The organism is Aureimonas populi (genome assembly GCF_017815515.1).
Lineage (GTDB): Bacteria > Pseudomonadota > Alphaproteobacteria > Rhizobiales > Rhizobiaceae > Aureimonas > Aureimonas populi.
Genome location: NZ_CP072611.1, coordinates 2,514,788 through 2,532,030, shown reverse-complemented (window position 1 = coordinate 2,532,030; position 17,243 = coordinate 2,514,788). Strand labels below are relative to the sequence as shown.

Genomic DNA, 17,243 nt, shown 5'->3' with positions numbered 1-17,243 from the left:
ACCGGCCGCTTCTCCTTGCCGTTGCCGCGGCGCTCGTGACCGCCGAAGGCCTTTTCATGCCCAGGGGCATGCTGAGGCAGGAGACGGCACTGCCCACGATGCAAGGGGACGAGGCGGCACAGCAGCTTGTCGCGCAGGCGCCCGGCTCCGCCCATGCGCAGACGCCCTCCCCCGCTGCCGGCGCCGCCGCCCCGCCGCAGGTGGACGAGACGGCGCTGCGCTATTTCGCCCGCGCCGGCGACACGCGCCGGCTGGAAGCGGAAATCGCCCGTTTGCGCGCGCTCTACCCGGACTGGACGCCACCGGAAAACCCGCTGGACGTTCCCGATGCCGGCGACCCAGAGCTGGACCGGATGTGGGAGCTCTACTCGCAGGGGCGCTACGGCGAGGTGCGGGAGGCCATCGCGGCGCGGCAGGAAAGCCAGCCCGGCTGGCAGCCGCCGGCCGACCTTCTGGACCGCCTTGCCGTCGCGGAGGCACGTCAGCGCCTCGTCAACGCATCCAACCTCCAGCAATACGAGACCGTGGTGCGCGTGGCGGCGGAAACGCCGAGCCTTCTGACCTGCTCGGAGGTGGACGTTCTATGGCGGGTGGCGCGCGCCTTCGTCGAGACCGATCGGTCCGCGCGCGCGCTGGACGCCTACCGCTACATCCTGACCAATTGCGACGATTCCGGCGAAAGGCTGGCGAGCGTGCAAATGGCGAGCCAGCAGCTCGACCGCCCGGCCCTCGACCAGCTTCTGGAGCTGGAGCGAACGGACGCCCAGGGCATCGGGGAATTCGCCTCGCTGCGCCTCGACATTGCCCGCCAGGGCGTGGCGGCGGCCGGCGAGGATGCCGATACCGTGGCTTCGCCCGAGGACCTCTCGCTTCTCAACGCGAGCGCGGCCGAAACGGGCTCGGCGTCCGATCTCCTTCTTCTCGGCTGGTACGAGCTGACGCATGGCGATGGAGCGCGGGCCGAGGACTTCTTCCGCCGCTCGAACGCGGCTTCCCCCTCGGCGGACGCGGCGCGGGGGCTCGCCCTGGCGCTGCTCGATCTCGACCGGGCGCAGGACGCGGAGGCGGCCGTGCGCCCCTATGCCGAGGACTCCGACGAGAGCCGGGCCGTCTACGCCGCGGCAGCCGCCAGCCTTCTGGCGCAGGAGCCAACGCCGCCCCTTTCCGCCGAGCAGCTCACGCGCATCGTCGCCGTCACCGCAGCGCTGCGCGAGGCGAACACAGCTCAGCAACTCGGCTGGTACTCCTACGCGCTGAACCAGTTCGCGACGGCCGGGCAGTGGTTCGAAACGGCGCTGGCGTGGAAGCCGGACGAGGAACCGGCGGCCTTCGGGCTGGCGCTGGCGCGCGAAAGGCTAGGGGACGCGAGCGGGCTGGCGCAGCTCAAGGCCGCATGGAGCCCCAGCTCGCCCCGCATCGCCGCTGTCGGCCAAGGGCCCGCCGGCGCGCCTTCGGCCATCGCGGCCAACGCACCCGCGCCAGCCTCTACCCGGCCGGCCGCCGCCCCGGCCACGACCTTTGTGGCGCCCGCGCAGCCGCAGGCCGCCTCGTCTTCGGCTGCGCAGATGCAGGCGAGCGCGCAGCCGACGGCATCCGCCGCCGCTACGACAAGCGAGCCCCTGCGCGCGGCCCGGCAGGGAGGCGGCGCATCACGGACCGCCGGCTGCCGCTCCACGGTCGATCCTCGCACGCTCTCGCCGGATGCAGCCCTCTCGCGGGGCTGGTGCCTCATGGAGATCGACCGGCCGTTGGAGGCGGCACCGGCCTTCGAGGTTGCCCTGCTCTCCCGCTCCGACGCGACACGGCGCGACGCGGCCTATGGTCAAAGCCTGGCCTATCTAAGGGCCGGTCTCTCGGACAAGGCCGCCGTCGCCGCCACCAAGGCACCGCAGCCGCGCGAGCGCCAGCTCGAGTTGGAGATCGCACTCCTGACGGACCAGGCGACCAGCGCCTTCGAATCGCGCCGTCCCGTGGAAACGCTGATGGCGCTGGACGAGCGCGCGCGCATCGCCCCCGAGCGGCTCGACCTCATGGTCCTGCGCGGCTACGCCTATCTCGAATTGCGCCGCTATCGCGATGCCGAGCGCGTCTTCGCCGCCGCCGCCCGCGCAGGAAGCCGCGAGGGCGCGCGCGGCGTAAACGCGGTGCGCGAAGCCCGTGGCGAGGTCTCCTCCGGCGGCTGAGCATAGCGCCGCCGAACGCCCTGTCGTCCTCGCCAAACCGGGTTCGAAGCCCTTTGCCCGGGCATCCCTGCCAAAAAACCCACCGCGCCGTACGTAAGCATATGGGCCCGCCGGTCTTGCCGGGCTATCCCGCCTTCACCTCAGCCAGATCGAGGCGGCAGGCGAGAATGTGCTGCGATGAGCCTGAAAGCTATCGCCGAAGCTTCGTATTTCGGAGTGAGATGATGTTTCAGCCCAGCGGCTTGAATGGTGGGCGCGACAGGGATCGAACCTGTGACCCCCTCGGTGTGAACATTGCGCCCATATGGGACATGCCCGCAACTCTCGGAAGAGAGCCACTTATACAGGCGAACCTCGGGACACTCGTTCCCTCTACGTTCGCGAAACTAGGTTCGGCGAACCTATGGGCAACTCGTAAAGCGCCCCACCCTGCGACCTTCGGGGAGGCAGGACGATGAGCGGCCGGCTTCCCAACATCGACCCCGAGTTCATCGTCCTCTGCCAGTCGGTATGGATGAACGAGAGCGGCTTTGGCATCCACTACGGCTGGGATGGCGAGCGGTTCAACAATCGGAACGACGCCATCAAGCACGGCTGGAAGCTGCGCGGCTCGGACGACTTCAACATTGCGCAAACCTACGGCGACGATCTTATCTGGTTCGGCTGGATGGATCAGCGGATCCACGAGGACGAAGACACCGTTCGAGAGATCGCCGAGGCTATCGACCTCACGTTTGATCCGCGCTGGTACCGCCTCGACTATTCCAAGGCTACCGGCAGGCCCATCGCCCGCGCCGATCCCCGCCCGCCCCTTCCTGCCTCCAGCCGGGAGGTGGGGAATGCGTAGCGAGAAGCGAGAAGTCTACGTCTCGGACGACGGGAAGGTGTTCGACACCGTTGAGGCCTGTCAGGCCCACGAGCGCCAGACCGCGGCCAACGCGAAGCGCATCGAAGGGCTGAAGGTCTACAAGGTCATCAGCTCTTTCGATTCGACCGAGGGGCGCGGCTACCATCGCCACACCTACATCATCACCGATGCGTCGTTCGCGGTCGTTCTGGAATATTGCCTCGACCGTTTCGGCAAGCCGCTCGCCGCCTGGTATGGCGACGGATTCTATGAGCAGTGGATCATCAACCAGTCGGACTGGACGGCAGAAACAGCGATCAAACGAGCGAAGGAGCCACATTCAGGCGTCGGCTCCACGCGCGGCGAAGCTGATGTCGTGTTCCTCTCGGGCAAGGATATTGAGCACCCTGAGCTTCCGTCGCCCGTCTATCCGTGGCCGAAGAGGCGCCCCCGCCCATGCTGGGGCGAAGGGATGAGCGGGCGAGCCGAAGCGCCAGTGACCTATTGGCATGGCGGCCCTCGTGGCCTTCGCGAAATCCTGCCGCCGATCAAGACAGGGAAGCGCAGCATCGCAGCCGAGCTTGACCCTGCCGCATGCCTCCGCTCGAAGGTCTACGTCACCACGGAATACGGGGCGGCCGTTCTCTACGCTTCGGTGATCGACAAGGGGACGGTTTATCGGGTGGAGCCGGTTGGAGAGGTTGAGCACGATCCAGACTGTCGCCAGCTCGGTCTGAGCTATCAGTGTGATGCAGCGCGCGTGATCTGCGAAGTCCGGCCGAAAGGAAAGCACCTTAGGCTGGCGCGAAAGGCGCTTGCCACATGACCAGGATGAATCAGCCCGTGAGTGAGGAGAGGAAGACGGTGAGGCTGACGGAAGCCGAGCGCCATCGTGAAACCGCGAGAGCGCTGGAAATTATCCTCTCCCGGCTTCGACTGGATAGCGCACTGCGCATGTCCTGCGCGGCCACCTAACGAACGAGCGCGACGCGTCAGGCCGCGTCGCCTTGCAGGAGAGCGCGGGATGAGCATGTGGCGGCTCTCGAAAGATTGGACACCAGCCTTCTTCATTCTGCCGGGATTGGCATTCATGGTGAGGTGATATGGGGGCGCGGGGAGTTTCGCATCCTAACATGCCCGGTCTATGATGGAATGGAGACGTACAAGCGGCGTGATGTGCAGTACCGTCGCCGCCCCACAAACCACGGGTCGCTGAAGGAGGGCGGGTGACCTACGGCCTCATCGCCGCCGGGTCCCACTGGAGCCCGAGGAGGAAGGCGACGATCCCCACCGCCACGAGGCTGATGGCGACGACATACCATCGGGGCCGGCGGATGCCCTCGCGCGTGGCCTCGGGGCTGATGATGAACATGAGGAACCCGCCCGTCACCAGTGCCCGGCCGAATGAGCTGAACGGTGTCCCCACCCAGCTTTCCGGCCGGTTCGCCAGCGCCCACGCCAGGCTGAACGCGCCCGAATAGCTCATGCCGGCGGCGAGCATGGTGACGCCGAGAAGCGCGAGATGGCTCGCCTCGATCCGGCGCTCGCGGAACACGCGCCACGCATCGGGCGCCCAGCCCAGGAAGACGATCACCCCCGCCACCATCTGGGCCGCCGAGAAGAAGGCGGAGAACCACCCCCATGGCATGATGATGGCTCCCGCCACGTAGACGACGAGCAGAGCGATCGCCCATAGCACGAGATGATTGTTATCGGCTCTCGTCATCGTAGCTCCCCTTGAGCGCGAGGGTGCCCGCCATGACCGTCAGCCTGCGGGAATGCGAATGGATCGACTGGATCTGATTGCGCAGGTTGCCGCGCTCTCGTTCGATGGTCCGCTCTTCGTGGCGCTGCTGCGCCTCCCGGATCGGATCGGGCTTGCATCGGAATAGGCTTCGCCAGTTCATCTGCGGTCCCTCTCGGAGACGAGATCGAGGACACGGTTGATCGCCGCCTCGGAAGCGCGCTGCTGTTCCCGGATGCTTTCCCCGATGGTGGCGAAGGCGCGAATGTCGGCCAGATGCGCCTCCCGCGTCTTCTGGTGCGCGTCCTGCTCGCCCTTCACATCGGAGCGGTGCACCCGGTGCTGGAACACGATCACCGCCATGAGAAGAATGATCAGCGCCCCCGGCGGTCCCCAGTCGAGGAACTGCCGGGAGGCTTCAAGCGTCAGAGGGTCGGGCATGGCTTATGCGGAAGGTTCCACCGGCTTGCCGGCCTGCACCTTCGCCTCGGTGATCTTGGGCAGGAGCAGTTCGGCAATGCGGCGGTTGTCGAGGCCGAAGGTCTTCACCGCGTCCGGCACGGAGCGCTTCACGTAGTCGATGGCGACCTGCGGGGCGTTCTGGCCGGCGCCTCGGGCGAGCGCGAGCATGGCGGCATTGGTCAGGGCCGACTGAAGCGCATCGCGGTGGTTCGCTTCGATCTCGATGCCGAGCTTGCGGAACCACTGGACGAGGGCCGCGACGAGGATGGGCACGAGGGCTGAGGCCAGGGTGGCGAGGATGGGCGCGAGGATTTCGAGGGCGGTCTGCATGGTTCAGGCTCCGATGAGGGTTTCGAGTTCGTCCTGGAGGACGCGGATTTCGGCGAGGATGGCGGCGGGGGTGCGGGCTGGGGCCGGCGGTTCGGGCGTGGGCTCTGCGGGCGTAGGGGCCGGCTCGGCGCCGCCCTGCCCCAGCGCCACGCGCAGGTCCGCCTCGATGTTCACCCGCATCGCGCTGCTCCAGACGGGCGTTCCACTGGCCGCCACGCGGGTGTATTCGGTGATGGTGCCGTTGTTCGACCACTTGCCGTCGAAGAACAGGTCACGCTCCTTCTGCCGGCGCGGCACGATCTCTGCCGGGCGGCTCCAATCCATGAAGGCTTTCTTCGCCTCGGCGATCTTGCCCTCTTTCCAGAGGCGAACCCAGGAGGCACGCGAGATGGCCCCCGTGTTCCAGTGGAAGGACAGCGCGGCCGCGAACTGCGCCTCGGTCAGCGTGTGGCCGGCAAACGCCTTGCGCACGGCCGGGGCGTACTTCTCCTCCAGCGCCCATACGTAGATGCGCAGGCAATGCTCCATCGTCTGGGGCTTGCCGATATAGCGCTCGACATTGTGGCCGGTGGCATTGGTCAGGCCAACGGACCACGTCCAGACGCCGACGCTGTCCTTGTAGGCCTGCCGGACAATGGCCTCGTGCGAGGCGATCTCCAGGGCGGTGCGATAGGTGATCGGGTTCCCGGTCGCCATCGGGTCTCTCCTTTGATGCAGACACAAAAAAGCCCGCTGTCAGCGGGCGGTGGGTGGTCGGTTGGGACGGGCAGGATCAGCGGGCGATGATCAGCCGACGCGCGTGAGGATCACGGCGGTCAGGTAGGCGAACTGCTCGGCATCGACCTGGGTGAAGGCGACCGCGATCTCACCGCTATCGGGGGTGACGCCGTCGAAGGTCGCGGAGATGCCCGTGTTGTTCATCACATCGACCACCCGCGTATCGCTCCCGATGGCGATAGTCTGGTTGCGCACGCCCGTCCCCTGCGCGGACGCCAGCACATCGACCTTCCACTGCGTGCCGGCGGGCAGATCGGTGATCCGGACGCGCGCGGACGTGGACGCGGCATAGCTCGCCGCCGCCGTCCGGCTGATGAACATGTTCGTCTGGAGCACATCGTTCGGAACGACAGACCCCGTCAGCGTGGTGCTGCCCCCGCGCCCCGTGGAATACTCGGCATGGGCCTTCACCGGCGTGGCGACGCCATCGCTGCTCGTCAACGGCAGCCTGGCCGATGCGCTGTTGTTGGCGCGAGCATTCAGGCTGTTCCAGCCCGCCGCCGCCGAGCCCGCGAAGAAGCTCGGTTCGCTGGCGTTTCGCTGGCTGTGATAGGTGTTGAGAAGGATACGGGCTCCGACCGGCAGGGGCTCGGGCGCAGGCTCTGCGGGCTCCTCCCCGCCGGGCGCCGCCACGGCCGCGACGCCGTTGACCGTCGCGGGTTCGAGATTGCGGCCGACAGGCAGGCCGTCCTCCATCCGGTCGTCGCGGATCATGCTGCCATAGGCGCTCTGGCTCGGGTCGGGATGCCGGCAGAAATAGACGTCGAGGGCGACGTCATTGGCCGGCGCGGCGGCGAGCGTCAGCTTCATCGCCTGCTCGCCTTCGTCATAGGCGACAGCGGACACCGCCACCGCGTTGGCCGTCGTGCCCGCCGGGAACACATGGAATCGGCTGCCCGGATTGCCTGTGATCGCCAGCGCGGTCGCGCCAGCCGGCAGCGTCACGGGGATCGTGATCGTGTTGCCCGACCGCGTGCCCGCGCCGAGGGTCGGCCCATTGTCGTTGCCGTTGAAGACGCGGAACACATGGTGCGCGAGAACGATATTGCCAGCCTGCCCCTGATGCACCGAATCCACAAGGTCGATATCGTGCGGCTCGGCGTAGACGGCACCGTTCTCGCTCGACCAGTCTAGACCGGCTGTGCGGATGGCCTGAACCTGCGCCGTCGTGCCCCTACCCGCGCTGGTGCGCGTTGCCATCGTCGTGACGGCCTTCTTGAAGTTCGTGCCGCGCTGGTTTTGCGAAGCAGCATCGCTGAACACTTGCGTCAAGGCCGTTTTGTAGGCCGCATATGTCGTCCCGTCGCCCGCGTCGTCGCCGCCCTGATGCCAATAGAATTCCTCGAACGCCTTGATATGGTCGAGGACCGCGCGCAGCCGCACGTCGCCCTCCGCGCCGGGGGCAAAATAGGCGATGGTCGTGGAGCCCGCAGCGTAGCCTGAGATGGCCCACGCAACGCCCTCTTTCTCCACCTTCCGGCGCAGGAACTCGGCGGCGAAGGTGGACTTGTAGAGGCCGCCCTCGCTTGGGGCCTGCCATGCCGGCGTATCCACCTGTGCGCCTGCCGCGCTGTCCTTCGTCCGGGCATAGACGCCGCAGAAGTCCGAGACCGCCACGCCGAGGCTGGACAGGGTTCCGGCATAGGCCGTGGGAACCGTGATCTGCCGCACCGTCTGGCTCTGCCCTGCCATCAGCGTAATGCCGCCCATCATGACGGGCGAGGTGCCAAGCGCGATCTGCTCGTCATCGCCATTGGCGCGCAGATCGAGGAAATAGCGGCGGGCATCGGCGAGATGCCGACGCAGTCCACGGACACCGCCGAGGCGGAAACGCCCGTGGCAGCCGTGGTCCATCCCTTGACGACGGGATGGCCGGACGCGAGCGCATCGCGCAGGCGATACTGGATCGAGGCCGCCGGCGCGGCGAGCGTGATGGGCACGGTGATCGTGCCTGCGCTCTTGCCCGCGCCGCCGCCAGAGGCCGTCTCGCGCTGGTAGACCCGGCCGGGCTCAAGCTGTGCCATGGCGAGGCCTACGGGCTCGGGCCCCGCCCCGCCTGCCCTTGCCGGCCTCCCGAACGCCAGGCCAAGGCCAAGGCCCGGCATCAGGCCAGCCCGACGATATCGGTGGCGGTGGTCCCGGTCGCCAGAACCCGCGCCACCCGGATCGGCAGGACGCTCCCGGCGGGAACGGCCCGCAGCACCACCGTCTGGCCGGTCGCCCGATCCAGCACCGCCAGATCGCCGGCACCGCCGACATAGAGCCCCGTCGTCACGAAGGGCAGGCTCTGCGTATCGGAGGGTGTCACGGCAAACAGGCGATTGGCCGGGCCGGACGCGGTGGACGCCGAGTAGAGGTAGGGGTCGGTGATCGACATTCGTGGGGCTCCAAAAGAAAAAGGCCCGCCGAAGCGAGCCGTGGACATGAAAAAGGCGCCCCGGAGGGCGCCTGACAGACATAGCAAACCGCGTCGGAGGCCTGAGGAGCATGGGGAAGGCACCCGGTAAGAACCTGGTAGGATTGACCGTGCAGGCTACGGGAATCGAGGGCCTAGCCTTTTTCCTTAAGCAGCGGCTACGCTGACATTGGCTTCCTTCATGCGTCGGCTTTCGGAGGCTGCTTAATGAGTAGAAGACCAATTACGAGAGATGAGTTATTGACTCACTACGAGCACCAGATTGGCTTCCTAAAAAGATCGTGCAAATCATTTGATGAAGGTTTTGAAGAGGAGTACAAAAGAATTGCACTAACTATACGGGTTCTTTTGCATGACACAAGAACGAGCTCCAGCCTTTTCAATCAGTTGGGATGGAAAGCGTCCCTCATGCTCCGCGACACCGCGTATCCGGTAGTTCCTGGCAATGTAGCCCCTTTCGGTGGTCTTGTTGTCTTCGGAGCCCCTCCGAGCCCCAACAAAGAAGCGCGATACATAGCCTTCCTAGATGAGCACCCCAACGGCGTGGTAAGAAAAACATTCGAGGAGTGGTGGAACGCTCCTGCATTTACGCGCAGGGAGATGGGCACACTTTCACGACGAGATCTTGTTTTAACCGCTGCAAATCAAGATGGGGGAGGTCATGTGGACCCATCTCTTGATGAGATGTACTCTGCCCTCATAAGCGGCGCTCTTACTGACGTGTCAGCCCCCGATCAGTTCGGCAATCTAGTTACAGTAACAGGAGCTGAACGAGCTGCCATCAGACAGATCGCGCACGAAATTTTGAGGACCCTTCGGCCGGACATGGAACGCCTCGCCCCAGACCCCAAGAGCTATGGGCTACTCATGGGGCCAATGGTTTTCGGTCCAGCTGACCAGTTGCAGCCCAACCTTGAAGAAGCACGGAACGCTTGGCCTCAGGGCCTCAAACCAAACCAAGTTCGCAGAAACGATTTGTGCCCTTGTGGCAGTGGCAGGAAGTACAAGCATTGCCATGGGGCGTTTTGAAACAATTGGAAGGCGACTTGACCTTGGATACTCGCCATACGCAATATCGCCTGCCTCACCTAGCCAAGCCTGGCCTATCCAATCCCTGCCTGCCCTACCATGATCCTCGCCAGCCGGACGGGCATCCGGCTCCGCGCCATTCTCATCTGCGTTCGATCCGCTTCAGTTCTCCCTCGCAGGCATCTACGACCTCAAAAAGCTCGCTGAACTCGACCAGATCGGCATAGCGCTTCCGCCACGCCTGCAACTCCTTCCATGCGCGTTGCAGAACGATCTGCCGCGTCTTTGCCTGGGACATGGCGTGGCCGCTTTCGCGATAATGCGGCGCGCCGGTCTCCGCGATATGAACGTACGCCTTTTGCCGCACCGCTGGCTTGTCGTCCGAGACGTAGACCGCGACCACGGCCCGGATGAGCCCCCTCGCCTGCTGGAGCCGGTACTGCCGCGCCGCCTCTGTGTCCGACCATTCGAAGAACGAATGAAGCGGGCTGTTGTCGTGTTTCGCATCCTCCAGAATATCGTCCGGGGTCAGCTCTCCTTTGCAACGGGCGCGTAGCATCTCGATATGCTCGCCGACCGACTTGGCGTCCTTGATGACGCCCGGCTGAAACCGAGCACCTTCCGCGAATTCGAACCCCGCGATCCTCATGCGGCTTTCGGCAGTTCCGCCGCCTCCAGCTTCTCCATGTCTGCCTCGGTCGCGACGTGAGACATGCCGCTCATGCCATCTCGCTCCGGCCGCCACTCCCCAACCCCGACCGCGAAGCCGGCGACATTCAGGATGTTCAGGATTTGGCTCTCCGAGAGGACGTTTGCGTTGTAGCGGACGAGCAGCTTGGCATGCCAATCAGCGAACTCACCGCGATAGCGAAGATCGGCCGTTCCCATCCCGACCCTCACCATGTCCTCACGCATTGCAGGTGACCTCAGGAAGCCGAAGAGGTCTTTCGGCTTGATCTGGAGCACTTTCGCCGCGTCGGTGACGCACAGGCTGCCTTCGGCCGTTGCGATCCGGTCGAGAGCCTGTGCCTTCGGCTGCACTTCGATCAGAAGCCGCTTCTGGCGCTCGTTCTCTTCCGCAAGGTCCGCCGCGAGGCGCAGGGCTTCTGGCAGGGTCTGCGGCACCATGGCCGGTGCTGCCTGCCTGCGAAGCTCTGCCTCCATTGCATCAAACTGGAGGATATACGCTTCCTTGAACGCTCCAGCCCGCGATCCGGTGAAGCCCATCGCCACGAAGGCGAAGCCGTTCTTCGTCATCTGGACGAGGGGCACGAGGCGTTCGACGGCGCCAACCTTCTGCAATTCCTGCGTGGGCGCAAAATTGCGCTGACGGAATTCGGTCGAACAGTTGGCCTTCCGGATAGCCTCCAGAACGTGGTCGTGCCGTTTCCCGAAAAATCGGGAGACGTCCCGACTATCGGCCATCGCCTCCCCACCGACGATGCGGACGACGGGGGAGCGAGCGGCGTCTTGAGTGATGAGGGCGTCCATCAAGCAGCCCTCCGCGTCGCTTCCGCAAATTCGCGGTCGTGATGCTCGTTCCACAGTTCGTGGTAGTGGTCGTGGATCGCGGCAACTGCGAGGAAGGTTTCGCGGCCGATGAACATCAGCGATTCATGCGTGCGAGAGGCGTTGTCCTCGCCGTCCTCCTCCGCGATCATGACGAGCGTATCAAGGACGTGGGCGAAGGATCGGGCGCGCTCGATCGGGTCGTCCATTTCCTTGAAGGCTTCGCGGAAGTTCGCCGGTCCCGCCGGTGCCTTCCTCTCCTGCTTGATCGCCTCCAGCGTCTGAACGACCGATGCATCATCCATCGTCCGCAGAATGCCGACGACCTCGGGAACGGTGTAAGCAACAGCCTTCCGTGCAGCACCCATCACGCTGCCCTCCCTTCCAGAACATCGTGCAGGACGTGGTCCGCCCGCACCTTCACGTCCGCCACCACAATCCCGAGAACGGCGCCGTCGAACACCTCGCGGCTGACAACGGTCGGCCCGCTTCGCCCGTAGACTGGATTGTCGAGCATCAGGCGGATCGCGCCGCCATTGCTACGGCCCAACATGCGGTCGCAGCGGCGCAGGCCGACGTGCTCGCCATCGCCGTCCAGGTCGATCAGGTAGATGGCTTCTCCTTCATAGGTGTGCGTCGGCTTGATCAACACGAAGTCGCGGCCACCCCGAAGGGTAGGCTCCATTCCATCGCCGCGAACCGGCTCCAGCCGCAGCTTGGTCGAGCGGAACGTGTCCGCAGGCAGGGTGACGGGGAACAGTTCCATGTCCTTCCCTCCCCTTACGCGGCCGAACGGCGCAGCTCGGCGACCCGCCGCTGCACGCTCATGTGAGCCGGCAGATAAGCCAGCGAGGCGATCTGATCCTCGATCGCAGCAGCAACCGGATCGGCGGCCCGGCGAGCGGTGTTCGCAGCCTTGGCCTCGGCGATGCGAGCAGCGGTCTCAACGTCCGCCTTCGCTTCGTTCCAGGCGGCCCACAGGCAGTTGGAGAAGGCCTTTCGGTCGAACCGCTGCGAGCCGAACAGATCGCGGTAGGAAGCCCAGGCAGCCTTCATAATGGCGCTGGCGGACAGAGTCGTGGTATGGGCGCAGGTAGCCATTCGATGATCTCCGTAGGATCGTCGTTTCGGTTAGGGCCGGTGTGGAAGTTGGCGCTTCCTGCCGGCCCGCTATTGTGGTAGCACGGTTTTATGAGAGGGTCAACAACCGTGATAGCACAGAAAAAGAAACGAGGTCCTGCGCCTACCGGCAAGGGCCAACAGGTGGTCGTTCGCCTTCACCATGACCTCCTATCTCCTCTCGACGCATTCAGCGCATCCGAGACCGACGCTCCTTCCCGGCCCGAGGCTGTCCGCCGGCTTCTGAAGGATGCGCTGGTGGATCGCGGCTATCTCAAACGCGACCCCGAACGCGGCACCCGGCCCGAGGACCTGAATGCTGGGAATGATGACTGAGCCCTTGAACAAGCTCGATCTTCCGGCCCGAGAGAGGTAGTTGGGAGTGACTCTGCCGACCGGTCGCTGGCGTGCCCTTCTAGGAATTGGCCTTTTCATACTACCGCTGTGGCAGTTCATTCGCTTCGTCATCCAACTCGGAGGCGATGTAGATTTCCTTGTTTCGCGAGTACAGGAGCCGGGTTGGGTTGGGTTTCTGGCGAGCTTCCTAATAGCCCCACCAGCTTGGACGACCGTGCCGCTTATCGTATGTGGGTTGGCCCTAGTTTATTGGGATTCCAGACCAAGGTCCCCCGAGCCCCCGAGCCCAAGCCAAGAATATCCCTTGAAAATAACGCAGCCGGCGGCGGAAAGAAGGATCACCCCTTCCCACTACACGACCTTTTATATTTTATTAGAAAATGTATCCGGCAGTACCGTCGATGCAATCTCAGTAATTTTGGACGAGATTCGGGTCTCCAAACAAAAGCATGGAACGCGGATCAATGAGCGGTTCGTAAGCGACCGTGGGGACGTCTTCTCCTTAAGACCCGGCGAGCGCGCATGGGTGACGATAGCTCAGGACGAAACGAAATTCGGAATCGGTCCGCTTTCAAGCGGACGCGAACTGCGCAGTTGGGGGTCTTTTGAAAATTATTATGTTGCAGACTCTATAATCTTCGCATCGGTGGTCACTGGGAAACACAAAAAACTCCCGCTGATGCTGACATGCCGAGAAGATTTAGGTGCGCATCTAGCGAAGATAGATGGCGCACAAAAACCGCAACCAGACCGAGCTTCATGACCCTCCCCTCAAACTCCGGCCTGCCGCCTTTGCCCTATGACCTCGTCTCTCGCCGGAAGCTGGCGAGTAGGCGCTTCAACGAAAACGCTAAGCTGCTCGCGCCGTCCTTCAACACGGCCGGGCCGGACGCGGTGGAGGCCGAGTAGAGGTAGGGGTCAATTGCGGGCATATGAATCTCCAAAAGAAAGGCCGCTCGCGGCGGCCCTATGATCTGCTGGTGGTTGAAGTGCGTCAGGCGAGCTTCACCCACATCTCCGCGCCGATCCTCGCCGGCAGGTCAAAGGTGTTCAGCTGCTCGTTGATCTCGTTCCAACGTTCCGGGTTTTCCGTGTCCGGCTGAAGCATGACCTTCCCGGTTTGCTCATCGACCCGAACGACAACGACCTCAAATCCGTCGTTCGTCGTGACCTTGTCGCCTTCGAAAACCCGGCGGTCGCCGATCCAGAGTTCTTTGTCGTTCATGGGATGGTCCTCAAGCTGGGGTGGGGAATTGCGGAGTGATGCCTGATGCCACGAGATTGTTCGCGCCGACTTTCACGTTGACGGCGCCAGTGGGCACGAAGATCGCCGCCGGGCTGACCGCCGTCCCGTCGATGGACAGGTAGACGCCTCCGTCGATCAGGCAGTTCGCGGTGCCGGCAGACGCCGCTACCCCGTAACGAATACGGCGGTTGTTCTTGCCATGCCTCGGGGCAACCCGGATTCCCTCTGCGTCATCGCCGAGGCTGACCCCGTATTTGACCCCGGAGGCGGCCAACCCGCCGTTGTCGAAGGATGCTCGAACCGTCCCGCCGTCACCCGCAATGATATCGGCGCCGATGTTCAGCCAACGGGAGATTTGCAGCTTGTCGCTGAGGTTGATATCGCGCGGCTTGGCTGTGGCCGATCCAGTGGTGCGAAAACCGGCAGCGAACCCGTCTATCGTCGCCTCGTCCATCGTGATCGCCCGAACGGTCGAAATGACCGTGACGATTGCCCCGCCGAGAATCGCGACCGGTAGAGGATCGCACGCAAGGACCACGGCGGAGGTCGTCGGGGCGGTATGGGACCGAACTGCGATTTCGTAGACCTCGCTCCCGTCGTCGTAACGGATAAACCCGCCCGGTCCGGCCCCCACGTTCGGCGTGGCCTGCGCCAACGGTATAGTGGTGTCTCCTGCATTCCGGGCCGCCGTGGTGGTCGTGACAGCCGACACGGCAGAGGCGCTAAACCCGAATCGGGAGGCTTGCGGGTTGGGTTCCTTCGCCTTCTCGCTGACCTTCCAGACCACTTCCCCGCAGTTTCGAACCAAGGGGCCCCTACCGACAACAGCCCGACCGTTGGCCTCGACGCGGTTGATGGTCGTGAGCTTGATCAGGTCGCCGCCAACCCCGGCAGCGCTCCTTTCGATCACATCCAGACTATCGGCTTTGAACTGATCGAGGCCAGCCACCCCCATGAGATCGCCCGTGTAACCCGACGCGCTCCTGATCTTGAAAGTGCCGCGCAACTGGACCGATGCGCCATAGTCGCACCCCGCCCACACCGGCGCGCCGTTGAGCCCGACCGAGATGCCGTCCACCGTGAGGGAAACGCCGCCGTTCTCGGCTTCGCAATCCTCCAGCACGTGGCGCATGAACTGGCCGGCAAGGAGGTTCTGCGCAAAGGCGAACCCATAGTCACCCACGAAGCAATCGAAGGATAGAGTGCCGGCATTCCGGGCGCGGCAGCGCACATGTCCGCTCGCCCGAGAGCCGAGAAACGGAAGGCGCGAAATGTCGTGATGCCCGTACCATCAGCTTTGCAATCCTCCAGGCGCCCCAGATCGGGATGCCACGTCATTGTCGGGGCGGAAGCGTCGTTCACACCGTTGCGAACCCAGTGTCCGGCAAAGCAGAAGTTCGTCAGGCCCTTGGCCTTAACGCCTTTCACCAGCCAGTTGGTGACGTGGCCGAAGATATAGACCGCCTTGGAGTTTACCGAGCCGGTCAGGTTGATCCTGATATCGCCCTCGACAGAGCAGCCGTCGCAAACAGGTGGTGCGCCATCGTTCCAGTAATACCCGCCACCGAAGATGATCGCCGGGCTTGTGTCGGCGCCGGCCATCTCAACCTTGTGCTCAAGATCGAAATCTCCGATCAAGTGGGAGTTGATGCAGCCGTGCGGGAACTGAAACCCAACATTTTCGCCGTTGCACGTGTTGACAATCCGGGGTCGGCCCTCAACCCGAACCATCAGGGTGACAGTCAGTGCAACCGTTCCGAACAGAACCCAGGACCCGAGTGCAAACCCGATGCGAACGGCACAAGGCAATGCGAAAGCAGCCCTGAAAGCCGGGGTATCGTCGGAAGCCCCATCGCCCCTTGCGCCGTACATCCTGACATCGCGAACGGCTTCCAAGAGCTCCCACCACGCCCCGTCCGCGCTCTGGAACTTACCGGCATGCGACGGTTCCACCCCTACTCGCTTGTAAAGCGCGCCGCCGCCGTCGCCGGCAACGTAATAGCCATTCGTTCGCAACGCGCTGATACCTGCGGGGACCGTGAGGAAGGCAATGCCAACCCGCGAAGCGTAGATCGGCACATTGCCCTGGCTGACGATATCGCAGGCAAAACCCTGCGCTATATCCCTCGCCGCCTCAGCCTTCTTCCTTGCTGACCCGATGTCCAGCGCCGGTCCGATCGTGCCGTCTGCCTGGCGCCAGCGGATCGTCTCCGCGTCCTCATCGAGGAAGTATTCCGGCTCTCGACCGTCAGCGCCTTTCGGCCCCGGCAGCCCGGTCGTCACCCAGCGGTCGAGCACGGAAATGTCGGTCTGGCCGTTGCCGCCCAGCAGCCGGACATAGGGCCGCACGTAGCGCGCACCGGACGGGGCCTTCGCATCGACGCCCTCCCCATCGAGCGAGAACGTCGCATTGGCGACGAAACGTCCGTCCGCGACGGTCAAGGCTCGCGCCGCGACGGTCGTGGTCGAAATCAGCCCCTTGTTCCTGTCGAGCCAGGCGAGCTTGCACTCCACCGCATCGCCATACGGGTCGGACGTGTCGGCCGCACGCCGCAGCACCCATCGGGCCGCGTAGACGAGCCCGGTCTCCACCGCGAAGTCCTGCCGGTGCGCGACGAGAACCGGGTTGCTGCCGGACGGCACGCGCAGGGCCGCGCCGTCATCGTTCACGACCACCGTCCCGATCGTCAGCGGCGCCAGCAGCCTCGCCGGCCCCGTCAGCGACCCGGCGAAGAGCGAGCGCGCGTCTCCGGGCCGGTTCACCGCGGACTCCGCAGCCGACACGATCAGCGGATCGCCGATCGAGCGAGGGGCGCGAAGGACGGGCTTATGCTCGGTGATGGCCATAGATAAGGCTCCATAGAAAAAGCCGCCTCGAAGGGCGGCCCGGCATGCAATGAATGGGTGGCGGTGTCAGGCGGTGCGAAGGGATGGCGGGGTCGGCGAACTGCGTGTTGTCCAACCGGTCATGGCGAACGCTCCGGGGCGACATCAGGCGCCCATAGGCATCACGAGGCCACGGAGAACGTCTCCAGTCGATGACGGGGAGCAGCACCGTGCCCGCCCTGCCCCGCATCGCGGCAAGAAAGGCCCGCCATGCGAGCACTTCATCTTCTGTCTGGATAGGAACGCTCTCGTAGTCGGCTCGCCACCGGCTCGACCCGGAGCCAACGAATTGCTCCATACCGTTCGTTGAGATACCGCCGCCACGAGAGGTGTTCTCC

At 64.4% G+C, this 17,243-nt stretch carries 21 protein-coding genes; 5 read left to right on the top strand and 16 right to left on the bottom strand.

All coding sequences use genetic code 11. The features are described 5' to 3' along the window. Positions 1 to 56 precede the first annotated feature (56 nt). From J7654_RS11865 to J7654_RS11855, 3 genes are all read left to right on the top strand, one after another. On the top strand, positions 57 to 2,183 hold the full coding sequence (locus J7654_RS11865; protein WP_245195482.1) for a cellulose synthase: 2,127 nt from the start codon (positions 57 to 59) through the stop codon (positions 2,181 to 2,183). 454 nt (positions 2,184 to 2,637) lie between these two features. Next, entirely contained in the window at positions 2,638 to 3,030 is a 393-nt protein-coding gene (locus J7654_RS11860) for a hypothetical protein (RefSeq protein ID WP_209736134.1), read from the top strand. Further along, on the top strand, positions 3,023 to 3,856 hold the full coding sequence (locus J7654_RS11855; protein WP_209736133.1) for a hypothetical protein: 834 nt from the start codon (positions 3,023 to 3,025) through the stop codon (positions 3,854 to 3,856). The genes J7654_RS11860 and J7654_RS11855 overlap by 8 nt, the downstream gene beginning before the upstream one ends. Before the next feature lie 405 nt (positions 3,857 to 4,261). Here J7654_RS11855 and J7654_RS11850 read toward each other — a convergent pair whose 3' ends face one another. From J7654_RS11850 to J7654_RS11815, 8 genes are all read right to left on the bottom strand, one after another. Continuing rightward, positions 4,262 to 4,756 carry a hypothetical protein gene (locus tag J7654_RS11850; RefSeq protein WP_209736132.1) on the bottom strand — a complete coding sequence of 165 codons (495 nt, stop codon included), beginning with the start codon at positions 4,754 to 4,756 and terminating at the stop codon, positions 4,262 to 4,264. After that, positions 4,740 to 4,937, bottom strand: coding sequence for a hypothetical protein (locus J7654_RS11845; RefSeq protein WP_209736131.1), 198 nt, complete (start codon positions 4,935 to 4,937; stop codon positions 4,740 to 4,742). The genes J7654_RS11850 and J7654_RS11845 overlap by 17 nt, the downstream gene beginning before the upstream one ends. Beyond that, a complete protein-coding gene (locus J7654_RS11840; protein ID WP_209736130.1) occupies positions 4,934 to 5,215 on the bottom strand; it encodes a hypothetical protein in 282 nt (93 codons plus the stop codon). The genes J7654_RS11845 and J7654_RS11840 overlap by 4 nt, the downstream gene beginning before the upstream one ends. 3 nt (positions 5,216 to 5,218) lie before the next feature. After that, positions 5,219 to 5,566 (bottom strand): hypothetical protein, encoded by a 348-nt coding sequence (locus J7654_RS11835; RefSeq protein ID WP_209736129.1) that lies wholly within the window; start codon positions 5,564 to 5,566, stop codon positions 5,219 to 5,221. Positions 5,567 to 5,569: 3 nt separating this feature from the next. Then, on the bottom strand, positions 5,570 to 6,262 hold the full coding sequence (locus tag J7654_RS11830) for a lysozyme (protein ID WP_209736128.1): 693 nt from the start codon (positions 6,260 to 6,262) through the stop codon (positions 5,570 to 5,572). 90 nt (positions 6,263 to 6,352) lie between these two features. Further along, a complete protein-coding gene (locus J7654_RS11825; RefSeq protein ID WP_209736127.1) occupies positions 6,353 to 8,035 on the bottom strand; it encodes a hypothetical protein in 1,683 nt (560 codons plus the stop codon). 17 nt (positions 8,036 to 8,052) lie between these two features. After that, positions 8,053 to 8,367, bottom strand: coding sequence for a hypothetical protein (locus tag J7654_RS11820; RefSeq protein WP_209736126.1), 315 nt, complete (start codon positions 8,365 to 8,367; stop codon positions 8,053 to 8,055). A gap of 80 nt (positions 8,368 to 8,447) precedes the next feature. Then, positions 8,448 to 8,720: a spike base protein, RCAP_Rcc01079 family gene (locus J7654_RS11815; RefSeq protein ID WP_245195481.1), complete on the bottom strand. Its 273-nt coding sequence runs from the start codon at positions 8,718 to 8,720 to the stop codon at positions 8,448 to 8,450. Positions 8,721 to 8,999: 279 nt separating this feature from the next. Between J7654_RS11815 and J7654_RS11810 the strand changes: the two genes are divergently transcribed. Then, complete coding sequence (locus J7654_RS11810) at positions 9,000 to 9,788, top strand: SEC-C domain-containing protein (RefSeq protein WP_209736125.1); 789 nt, start codon at positions 9,000 to 9,002, stop codon at positions 9,786 to 9,788. A gap of 142 nt (positions 9,789 to 9,930) precedes the next feature. On the opposite strand, the gene J7654_RS11805 is transcribed toward J7654_RS11810, so the two are convergent. The 5 genes from J7654_RS11805 to J7654_RS11785 are packed head-to-tail and all read right to left on the bottom strand — an operon-like array spanning position 9,931 to position 12,398. After that, complete coding sequence (locus J7654_RS11805) at positions 9,931 to 10,437, bottom strand: hypothetical protein (protein WP_209736124.1); 507 nt, start codon at positions 10,435 to 10,437, stop codon at positions 9,931 to 9,933. Further along, positions 10,434 to 11,279 carry a Rha family transcriptional regulator gene (locus J7654_RS11800; protein WP_209736123.1) on the bottom strand — a complete coding sequence of 282 codons (846 nt, stop codon included), beginning with the start codon at positions 11,277 to 11,279 and terminating at the stop codon, positions 10,434 to 10,436. Before J7654_RS11800 ends, J7654_RS11805 begins: the two co-directional genes overlap by 4 nt. Then, positions 11,279 to 11,665: a hypothetical protein gene (locus J7654_RS11795; protein ID WP_209736122.1), complete on the bottom strand. Its 387-nt coding sequence runs from the start codon at positions 11,663 to 11,665 to the stop codon at positions 11,279 to 11,281. The genes J7654_RS11800 and J7654_RS11795 overlap by 1 nt, the downstream gene beginning before the upstream one ends. Continuing rightward, positions 11,665 to 12,063, bottom strand: a complete 399-nt coding sequence (locus tag J7654_RS11790) for a S24 family peptidase (RefSeq protein ID WP_209736121.1) — start codon at positions 12,061 to 12,063, stop codon at positions 11,665 to 11,667. Before J7654_RS11790 ends, J7654_RS11795 begins: the two co-directional genes overlap by 1 nt. A gap of 14 nt (positions 12,064 to 12,077) precedes the next feature. Continuing rightward, positions 12,078 to 12,398 (bottom strand): hypothetical protein, encoded by a 321-nt coding sequence (locus J7654_RS11785; RefSeq protein WP_209736120.1) that lies wholly within the window; start codon positions 12,396 to 12,398, stop codon positions 12,078 to 12,080. Positions 12,399 to 13,077: 679 nt separating this feature from the next. Here J7654_RS11785 and J7654_RS11780 point away from each other — a divergent pair. Then, positions 13,078 to 13,536, top strand: a complete 459-nt coding sequence (locus J7654_RS11780) for a hypothetical protein (RefSeq protein WP_209736119.1) — start codon at positions 13,078 to 13,080, stop codon at positions 13,534 to 13,536. Between the two features lie 231 nt (positions 13,537 to 13,767). On the opposite strand, the gene J7654_RS11775 is transcribed toward J7654_RS11780, so the two are convergent. Genes J7654_RS11775 through J7654_RS11765 form a run of 3 tightly spaced genes read right to left on the bottom strand, consistent with a single transcriptional unit; the run spans position 13,768 to position 16,866 of the window. Continuing rightward, complete coding sequence (locus tag J7654_RS11775) at positions 13,768 to 13,998, bottom strand: hypothetical protein (RefSeq protein WP_209736118.1); 231 nt, start codon at positions 13,996 to 13,998, stop codon at positions 13,768 to 13,770. Positions 13,999 to 14,008: 10 nt separating this feature from the next. Beyond that, positions 14,009 to 14,968 carry a hypothetical protein gene (locus J7654_RS11770; RefSeq protein WP_209736117.1) on the bottom strand — a complete coding sequence of 320 codons (960 nt, stop codon included), beginning with the start codon at positions 14,966 to 14,968 and terminating at the stop codon, positions 14,009 to 14,011. Then, positions 14,926 to 16,866, bottom strand: coding sequence for a hypothetical protein (locus J7654_RS11765; protein ID WP_209736116.1), 1,941 nt, complete (start codon positions 16,864 to 16,866; stop codon positions 14,926 to 14,928). The genes J7654_RS11770 and J7654_RS11765 overlap by 43 nt, the downstream gene beginning before the upstream one ends. Positions 16,867 to 17,243: the final 377 nt, after the last annotated feature.